Annotated in this window: 6 protein-coding genes and 1 pseudogene; all 7 read left to right on the plus strand. The window is 68.2% G+C overall.

Features of this window, described 5'->3' with window-relative positions; translation table 11 throughout:
• Positions 1 to 5 precede the first annotated feature (5 nt).
• Complete coding sequence (locus tag AQY21_RS21135) at positions 6 to 1,247, plus strand: aminotransferase class V-fold PLP-dependent enzyme (protein WP_058099567.1); 1,242 nt, start codon at positions 6 to 8, stop codon at positions 1,245 to 1,247.
• Positions 1,248 to 1,266: 19 nt separating this feature from the next.
• Positions 1,267 to 2,463, plus strand: coding sequence for a malate--CoA ligase subunit beta (locus tag AQY21_RS21140; protein WP_058099568.1), 1,197 nt, complete (start codon positions 1,267 to 1,269; stop codon positions 2,461 to 2,463).
• Positions 2,463 to 3,353, plus strand: a complete 891-nt coding sequence (sucD, locus tag AQY21_RS21145) for a succinate--CoA ligase subunit alpha (RefSeq protein ID WP_058099569.1) — start codon at positions 2,463 to 2,465, stop codon at positions 3,351 to 3,353. Before AQY21_RS21140 ends, sucD begins: the two co-directional genes overlap by 1 nt.
• 9 nt (positions 3,354 to 3,362) lie before the next feature.
• Positions 3,363 to 4,334 carry a D-glycerate dehydrogenase gene (locus AQY21_RS21150; RefSeq protein ID WP_058099570.1) on the plus strand — a complete coding sequence of 324 codons (972 nt, stop codon included), beginning with the start codon at positions 3,363 to 3,365 and terminating at the stop codon, positions 4,332 to 4,334.
• Complete coding sequence (locus AQY21_RS21155; protein ID WP_058099571.1) at positions 4,334 to 6,976, plus strand: phosphoenolpyruvate carboxylase; 2,643 nt, start codon at positions 4,334 to 4,336, stop codon at positions 6,974 to 6,976. Before AQY21_RS21150 ends, AQY21_RS21155 begins: the two co-directional genes overlap by 1 nt.
• Before the next feature lie 49 nt (positions 6,977 to 7,025).
• Positions 7,026 to 8,294, plus strand: coding sequence for a serine hydroxymethyltransferase (gene glyA / locus AQY21_RS21160; RefSeq protein WP_203416603.1), 1,269 nt, complete (start codon positions 7,026 to 7,028; stop codon positions 8,292 to 8,294).
• Between the two features lie 71 nt (positions 8,295 to 8,365).
• Positions 8,366 to 8,815, plus strand: a pseudogene (locus AQY21_RS21165) (NAD(P)(+) transhydrogenase (Re/Si-specific) subunit alpha); the annotation flags it as partial.

Genomic DNA, 8,815 nt, shown 5'->3' on the forward strand with positions numbered 1-8,815 from the left:
ACGCGATGAAGGACACGATCATTTTCCCGCCCCTCGAGATCCCCGAGACGCTGGCCGCCGGGCCCGGCCCCGGCAATACCGATGCGCGGGTGCTGCAACGCTTTTGCCAGTCGGGACTGGCCGACCACATGCAGGCCGACGTCCTGCGGGGGATGATCGAATGCAAGATCATGCTGCGTGCGGTCTGGGGCACCCGCAACATCCATACCTTCGGCGTCGCCGGCACCGGCTTTTCCGGGCTCGACTGCATGCTGAGCGCGATCCTGCCCGGCGACAGCGTCGTGGTCTTCACCAACGGCACCTTCTCGGGCATCGACGGGTTGTCGATCCGCATGAAGGCCTCGACCCGCGAGGAATTGCGGGCCGATCCGCTGAACCCGCAGCCCGCCTCGGTGACCACCATCGAGGTGCCACATGGCCAATCCGTCTCGGCCGAGGTGATCGAGGCGGCGCTGGCCCGGCACAAGCCGAAATGGGCCTTCATGGCGCATTGGGAAACCGGCGCGGGCCGGATCAACGACCTGCGCGGCTTCTCGGACGCCTGCCAGCGGCACGGCGCGCTGGGGCTGGTCGATGCGGTCTCCTCGCTGGGCATCGCGGATTTCTCGATCGACGACTATCCCGGCGTGGTCGGCTGGGCCTCCTGCCCGCAAAAGGGCGTGCTGTGCCTGCCGCTGACCTATGCGCCGGTCAGCTTCAACGACCGCTATATCGCCGAACTGCGCGAGAACGGCTGCCACAGCTATGTCCATCACCCGATCCTCGAGGCCCGGCATTGGGGCATCATCGACGGCCAGGATGTCGAAAAGGGCGCCTATCACCGCACCCATTCCGGCTATGCGGTGGCCGCCTTCCACGAGGCGCTGCGCATCATCCTGCAAATGGGCCGCGCCGAGCGCGCCCGGGACTATGCCTTCCACGAGAAGGTCCTGCGCGAGGCGGTCGAGGCGATGGGTTGCGAGGTCACCTCGAACATGACCTCGCTGGTGGTGCTGAACCTGCCCGGCACGCTGGCCGGGCGCGAGATGGAACTGGTGCAGAATTGCCGCGCCAAGGGCTTCGGCATCTGGCCGACGCTGTCCGAGCCGGTGCAGGTCCGGATCGGCATCCTCAACCAGCTCTCCGAACCCGCGATCACCGAGATCGTCACCCGCTTTGCCGAAGCGATGGCCGAGCTGGGCGCGAATATCGACATGGCCCGGGTCCGGGCGGTGCTGAGCGCCCATTACGACCACGCCGACGCCTAATCCAGGGAGGGATTGTCAGATGGATATTCACGAATACCAGGCCAAGGAAATCCTGGCGAGCTTCGGCGTCGCCATTCCGCCCGGTGCGCTGGCCTACAGCCCCGAGCAGGCGGCCTATCGCGCCCGCGAACTGGGCGGCGACCGCTGGATCGTCAAGGCGCAGGTCCATGCCGGCGGCCGCGGCAAGGCCGGCGGGGTCAAGCTCTGCGACAGCGATCACGAGATCATGGAGGCCTGCGAGGCCATGTTCGGCCGCAAGCTGGTCACGCATCAGACCGGGCCCGAGGGCAAGGGCATCTATCGCGTCTATGTCGAGGGCGCGGTGCCCATCGCGCGCGAGATCTATCTGGGCTTCGTGCTCGACCGCGGCTCGCAGCGGGTGATGATCGTCGCCTCGTCCGAGGGCGGCATGGATATCGAGGACATCTCGGCCGAGAAGCCCGAGACCATCGTCCGCTCGGCCGTCGAGCCGGCGGTGGGGCTGCGCGAGTTCCAGGCCCGCGAGATCGCCTTCGCGCTGAGTATCCCCGCGCCGCTGATCCAGCAGATGGTGCGCACCCTGACCGGCTGCTACCGCGCCTTCCGCGACCTCGACGCCACCATGGTGGAAATCAACCCGCTGGTGGTCACCGGCGACAACCGCATCATGGCGCTGGATGCCAAGATGACCTTCGACGACAATGCGCTGTTCCGCCATCCGCAGGTCTCGGAACTGCGCGACAAGTCGCAGGAGGACCCGCGCGAATCCCGCGCCGCCGACCGCGGCCTGTCCTATGTCGGTCTGGACGGCAATATCGGCTGCATCGTCAACGGCGCGGGCCTTGCCATGGCGACCATGGACACGATCAAGCTGGCCGGGGGCGAGCCCGCGAACTTCCTCGACATCGGCGGCGGCGCCACGCCCGAGCGGGTGGCCAAGGCGTTCCGGCTGGTCATGTCGGACAAGAACGTCCGCGCCGTGCTGGTCAACATCTTTGCCGGCATCAACCGCTGCGACTGGGTGGCCGAGGGCGTGGTGCAGGCGCTGACCGCCAACCCGGTCGCGGTGCCGGTCGTGGTGCGCCTTGCCGGCACCAATGTCGAGGAGGGCCGCAGGATCCTCGAGCAATCCGGCCTGCCGGTCATCCCGGCCAAATCCCTGATGGATGCGGCGCAAAAGGCGGTGAGCGCCCTGACGGGCAAGACAGCCATCTTGGAAAAGGCGGAGGCGATCTGATGAGCATTTATCTGGACAACGAAAGCCGCGTGATCGTTCAGGGCATCACCGGGCGTCTGGCGCAGTTCCACACCAAGGAGATGATCGAATACGGCACCAATGTCGTCGGCGGCGTCGTGCCCGGCAAGGGTGGCGAGACGGTGCAGGGCGTGCCGGTCTTCGACACCGTCAAGCAGGCGGTGGCGGCGACCGGGGCCAATGCCAGCCTGGTGATCGTGCCGCCGCCCTTTGCCGCGGATTCGATCATGGAGGCGGCGGATGCCGGCATCGGCTATTGCGTCTGCGTGACCGACGGCATCCCGGCCCAGGACATGATCCGCGTCAAGCGCTACATGTATCGCTATCCCCGGGAACGCCGCATGGTGCTGACCGGCCCGAACTGCGCCGGCACCATCAGCCCGGGCAAGGCGCTGCTGGGCATCATGCCCGGCCATATCTACCTGCCGGGCAATGTCGGCATCGTCGGGCGTTCCGGCACGCTGGGCTACGAGGCGGCGCAGCAGCTGAAGGATCTGGGCATCGGCGTCTCGACCTCGGTCGGGATCGGCGGCGACCCGATCAACGGCTCGTCCTTCAAGGACATCCTGATGGCTTTCGAGCAGGACGAGCAGACCGATCTGGTCTGCCTGATCGGCGAGATCGGCGGCCCGCAGGAGGCGGATGCGGCCGGCTATATCCGCGACCACATGAAGAAGCCGGTGGTCGCCTATATCGCCGGGCTGACCGCGCCCAAGGGCCGCACCATGGGCCATGCCGGCGCCATCATCTCGGCCTTCGGCGAAAGCGCCAGCGAGAAGGTCGAGATCCTGTCCGCCGCCGGGGTCACCGTCGCCGAACATCCCTCGATGATCGGCGAGACCATCGCCCGGTCGATGAAACAGTTTGCCTGAGAGGTCGAGATGGCACAGCCCAAGGTACTCCTGACCCGGCGGTGGCCCGAGGCGGTCGAAGCGCGGCTCGGTGAGGTCTTCGACCTCACCGTCAGCCGGGACGACCTGCCGCTGGACGCCGACCAGCTGAAAGCCGCGTTGCGGGATTTCGACGCGGTGCTTCCCACGGTGACCGACCGGCTGTCGGCCCCGATCTTCGACGTGGCAAGCCCGCGCACGAAGATTCTCGGCAATTACGGCGTCGGCTTCAGCCATATCGACCTCGCAGCGGCCAATGCCTGCGGGATCACCGTGACCAACACGCCGGACGTGCTGTCCGAATGCACCGCCGACCTTGCCATGACCCTGCTTCTGATGGTCGCGCGCCGCGCCGGCGAGGGCGAGCGGGAATTGCGCGCCGGCAAATGGACCGGCTGGCGCCCGACCCACATGATCGGCAAGAAGGTCTCGGGCGCGACGCTGGGCATCGTCGGCTTCGGCCGGATCGGGCAGGCCATGGCCCGGCGCGCGCATTTCGGCTTCGGCATGAAGATCGTGGTGCAGAACATCCCCGCCGTCGCCCCCGAGACCCTGGCCGAATTCGGAGCCGAGCAGGTCGGCACCATCGACGAATTGCTGCCGCGCTGCGATTTCGTGTCGCTGCATTGCCCGGGCGGGGCCGAGAACCACCACCTGATCGACGCCCGCCGCCTGGGGCTGATGAAGCCCGACGGCTGCCTGATCAATACCGCCCGCGGCGAGGTGATCGACCAGCACGCGCTGGCGCAGGCGCTGTGGTTCGGCACCATCGGCGGCGCCGGGCTGGACGTGTTCGAGGGCGAGCCGGACATCCCCTATGAGCTGCTGGGTGCCGACAATCTGGTCATGCTGCCGCATCTGGGCTCTGCCACGCGCGAGACGCGCGACGCCATGGGCCTGCGGGTGATGGAGAACCTCGTGGCCTTCTTCGAGGGCCGCGAACCGCGCGACCGTGTGAACTGATGGCACGCGCGCGGGACTTCCAGCCCGGACCGGACGGCAGCGCCGATGCCTATCCCGAGGCGTTGAGGCACACGCTGCGGCAGCTTTGGCGCGAGGTGCTTCTGCGCCGCGCGCCGCAGGTGGCCGCCAGCCTCGATTCCGGCGCGCCGGTCGCGATCCCCCGCGACAATGCGGCGGTGCCCTATCTTCAGGCGCTCAACATCTGGTTCCAGCTGCTGCGCATCGCCGACGAGAACGCCGCCATGCGCGAGCGGCGCCGGGCAGAGACCGAGCTGGGCGCGGCGACCGTCCCCGGCAGCTTTGCCAAGGCGCGGGCCGAGCTGGGCGACGACGCCCGGATCGGCGCCGCCGGCTCGGACGACGGCATCTGTGTGGGGCCGACCCTGACCGCGCATCCGACCGAAGCCAAGCGTGTCACCGTGCTGGAGATCCATCGCCGCATCTATCTGACCCTGGTGGCGCTGGAGACGCATCGCTGGACCCCTCGGGAACGGGCGCAGCTGACCGAGGACCTGCGCAGCGAGATCGACCTGCTGTGGATGACCGGCGAGCTGCGGCTGGAACGCCCGCGGCTGTCGGACGAGATCGAATGGGGGCTGCAATTCTTTCGCGACAGCATCTACGACGCGGTGCCGCTGCTCTATGACCGCTATCTTGCCGCCGGCTTCGACCCCGGCACCCTGCCCCAGATCCGCTTTCACAGCTGGATCGGCGGCGACCGGGACGGCAATCCCAACGTGACGACCGAGGCGACCCGCGATGCGCTGGCCCGCGGCCGGCAGGCGATCCTGGACCGCTATCTGGACGGGCTGCGCGAGGCCGGGGCCCGCATCAGCATCAGCTCCTCCATCGTGGCCGTTCCGGGGGCGGAGGGCATCGCGCTGGACGCGCTGATCGCCGAGCAGCCCGAATGCCGCAGCCGCAACCCGGGCGAGATCTTTCGCCAGGCGCTGACCGTCATCGGCAGCCAGATCCGGGCGCTGCGCGACCGGACCGGCGGCTACCGCTTCGTGGACGACTTCATCGCCGACCTGAAGGTGGTCGAGGACGGGTTGCAGGCCATCGGCGCCGCGCATCTGGCGCATCGCCATGTCCGCCCGATCCGCTGGCAGGCGCAGACCTTCGGCTTTCGCACCGCGACGCTGGACATCCGCCAGAACTCGACGGTGACGACCGGGGTGCTGGCCGAGATCTGGGCCGGCGACGGGGGCCCCGCGCCGCAATACGGCTCGGACGCCTGGTCGGGGCGGCTGCGCGCCGATCTGTCCAGCCCGGTGCTGCAAGAGGTCGATCCCGCCCGGCTGGGCGATGCCGGGCAAGAGCTGATGGCGCTGCTGCGGCTGATGCGCGACATGCGCGAGGGCGCGGACCGCGACGCGATTGGCCCCTTCATCCTGTCCATGACGCGCTCGACCGACGATCTGCTGGGGGTCTATCTGCTGGCCCGCCATGCCGGTTTCGGCGCCGAGACCCTGGATCTGCGCGTGGTGCCGCTGTTCGAGACCATCGCCGATTTGCGGGCCGCGCCGGCGATCCTGTCCGAGTTGTTGCAGGTGCCGCTGGCGCGTCGCAGCCTCAAGGCGCGCGGCGGCAACCGGCTCGAGGTGATGCTGGGCTATTCCGACAGCAACAAGGACGGCGGCTTCGTCAGCTCGACCTGGGAACTGGAGCGGGCGCAGCGCAGCATATCCCGCGCCTTGGCCGGCCACGGGATGCGCCCGGCCTTCTTCCACGGCCGCGGCGGCTCGGTCAGCCGCGGCGGCGCCCCGACCGAGCGCGCCATCGCGGCGCAGCCGCCCGGCACGGTCTCGGGCCGGATGCGGATCACCGAACAGGGCGAGGTGGTGTCGTCGAAATACGCGAACCGCGGCACGGCGCTGAACACGCTCGAAGTGCTGACCGCATCGGTGCTGCTGCACAGCGCCGTGCCGGCCCGGACCGCAGGGACGCCGGAATTCGACGACGCGCTGGAGGGGCTGGCGGGCATGTCGCAGACCGCCTATGCCACCCTGCTGCGCCAGCCCGGCTTCGTGAGCTATTTCCAACAGGCGAGCCCGGTCGAGGAACTGGCGATGCTGAAGATCGGCTCGCGCCCGGCCCGCCGTTTCGGGGCCAAGTCGCTCGACGACCTGCGGGCGATTCCCTGGGTCTTTGCCTGGTCGCAGAACCGCCACCTGATCACCGGCTGGTATGGCTTCGGCACCGCCATCGACAGCTTTCGCAAGGTGCGCGAGGCGGAGGGCGAGGACTTGCTGCGGCGCATGCTGCGCGGCTCGCCGCTGTTCCAGCTGATCGTAGACGAGGTCGAGAAATCGCTGTTCCAGGCGGATATGCAGATCGCCGCCCGCTATGCCTCGCTGGTCGAGGATGCCGGGGTGCGCGACGCGATCCTGGGGGCGGTGCAGGCCGAATACCGCCGCAGCGAACGGGCGCTGCTCTGGCTGACCGGCGAGGCGCTGCTGGCCGAGCGCTTCCCCCTGATGCGCGAACGCTTCGAGCGGGTCCGCGCCCCGATGGACGACATCCATGCGTTGCAGGTCGACCTGCTGCGCGAATTGCGCGGCCGCACGGCAGGCAAGCTGTCGGTGCCGCTGCTTCAGACCATGAACTGCATAGCCGCCGGCCTGGGCTGGACCGGCTGAACCACAGAACAGGGAGAGGAAGATGAACCACCAACCGATCAACACCACCATGGCCGTCAAGCCGCTGGCCGACAGCGACCCCTATATCTTTCGCGCCATCCGCATGGAGTTGGGCCGCCAGCGCGACGAGATCGAGCTGATCGCCTCGGAGAACATCGTCTCGCCCGCGGTGCTCGAGGTGCAGGGCTCGGTCCTGACCAACAAATATGCCGAGGGCTACCCCGGGCGACGCTACTATGGCGGCTGCGAATATGTTGACATCGTCGAGGATCTGGCGATCCAGCGGGCAAAATGGCTGTTCGGCTGCGAATATGCCAATGTGCAGCCGAATTCCGGCAGCCAGGCCAATCAGGGCGTGTTCACCGCGCTGATGAAGCCCGGCGACACTTTCCTGGGCATGAACCTGGCCTCGGGCGGCCACCTGACCCATGGCGCGGCGCCCAACCAGTCCGGCAAATGGTTCAACGCGGTGCAATACGGCGTGCGCCAGCAGGACTGCCTGATCGACTTCGACCAGGTGGCGGAACTGGCCCGGCAGCATCGGCCGAAGCTGATCGTCGCCGGCGGCTCGGCCATTCCGCGGATCATCGACTTCCGCAGGTTCCGCGAGATCGCCGACAGCGTCGGGGCCTATCTGATGGTCGACATGGCCCATATCGCCGGGCTGGTCGCCGGCGGCGCGCATCCCTCGCCCTTCCCCCATGCGGATGTGGTGACCACCACGACCCACAAGACCTTGCGCGGCCCGCGCGGCGGCATGATCCTGACCAATTCCGAGGAGATCGCCAAGAAGGTCAATTCGGCGATCTTTCCCGGCATCCAGGGCGGGCCGCTGATGCATGTCATCGCCGGCAAGGCCGTGGCCTTCGGCGAGGCGCTGCAACCCGAGTTCAAGTCCTATGCCGCGGCGGTGGTGAAGAACGCCCAGGTCCTGGCGGCGGGCCTGATCGAGGGCGGGCTGGACATCGTCACCGGCGGCACCGACACGCATGTGATGCTGGTCGACCTGCGGCCGAAGAAGGTGACCGGCAACGAGACCGAAAAGGCGCTCGGCCGGGCGAACATCACCTGCAACAAGAACGGCATCCCCTTCGACCCGGAAAAGCCCACGGTGACATCGGGCATCCGGCTGGGCAGCCCGGCCGCCACCACCCGCGGCTTCGGCGAGCCGGAATTCCGCCAGATCGCCCGCTGGATCATCGAGGTGGTGGATGGACTGGCCGAGAACGGCCCCGAGGGCAATGCACCGGTGGAAGCCCGGGTCAAGGCCGAGGTCCAGGCGCTGTGCGCGCGCTTCCCGCTTTATCCCGAACTCTGAATGGCATCCGCCCGGCCCTCCCGGGGGGCCGGCGGATTCTGACGCGTGAAGATTACGGAAAGGATCGCCTGGTGAGGATTGGCGGATTGAGGGAGCGTTTTGAGGGGGAGTCGCGTGTTTCGGTGACTCCGTCCTCTGCGGCGCATCTGCAGAAGCTGGGCCATGAGGTGCATGTGGAAACCGGCGCCGGGGTTCGGGCGGGGTTTTCGGACGCGGCCTATGAGGCGGCCGGGGTCAGCGTGCATCCCGATGCCGCGGCGCTGATCGGGGCGGTGGACGTGGTGGTCAAGGTGCGGCCGCCGAGCGAGGCCGAGCTGCGGCAGATGCGGCGCGGCCAGGTGCTGATCTCGCGTTTCTGGCCGGCGCAGAGTCCGGGGCTGCGGGAGCTGGCGCGCGAACAGAGCGTCACCGCCATCGCCATGGACATGGTGCCGCGGATCTCGCAGGCGGAGAAGATGGATGCGCTGAGCTCGATGGCCAATATCGCCGGCTACCGGGCGGTGATCGAGGCGGCGAACAAT

Source organism: Paracoccus sp. MKU1 (assembly GCF_001447385.1).
Lineage (GTDB): Bacteria > Pseudomonadota > Alphaproteobacteria > Rhodobacterales > Rhodobacteraceae > Paracoccus.

Bases quoted from the DNA above. Each gene is read 5' to 3' on its own strand.
- AQY21_RS21155 (WP_058099571.1), top strand. From the start codon at position 4,334: ATGGCACGCGCGCGGGACTTCCAGCCCGGACCGGACGGCAGCGCCGAT.
- glyA (WP_203416603.1), top strand. From the start codon at position 7,026: ATGGCCGTCAAGCCGCTGGCCGACAGCGACCCCTATATCTTTCGCGCC.
- AQY21_RS21150 (WP_058099570.1), top strand. From the start codon at position 3,363: ATGGCACAGCCCAAGGTACTCCTGACCCGGCGGTGGCCCGAGGCGGTC.
- sucD (WP_058099569.1), top strand. From the start codon at position 2,463: ATGAGCATTTATCTGGACAACGAAAGCCGCGTGATCGTTCAGGGCATC.
- AQY21_RS21140 (WP_058099568.1), top strand. From the start codon at position 1,267: ATGGATATTCACGAATACCAGGCCAAGGAAATCCTGGCGAGCTTCGGC.
- AQY21_RS21135 (WP_058099567.1), top strand. From the start codon at position 6: ATGAAGGACACGATCATTTTCCCGCCCCTCGAGATCCCCGAGACGCTG.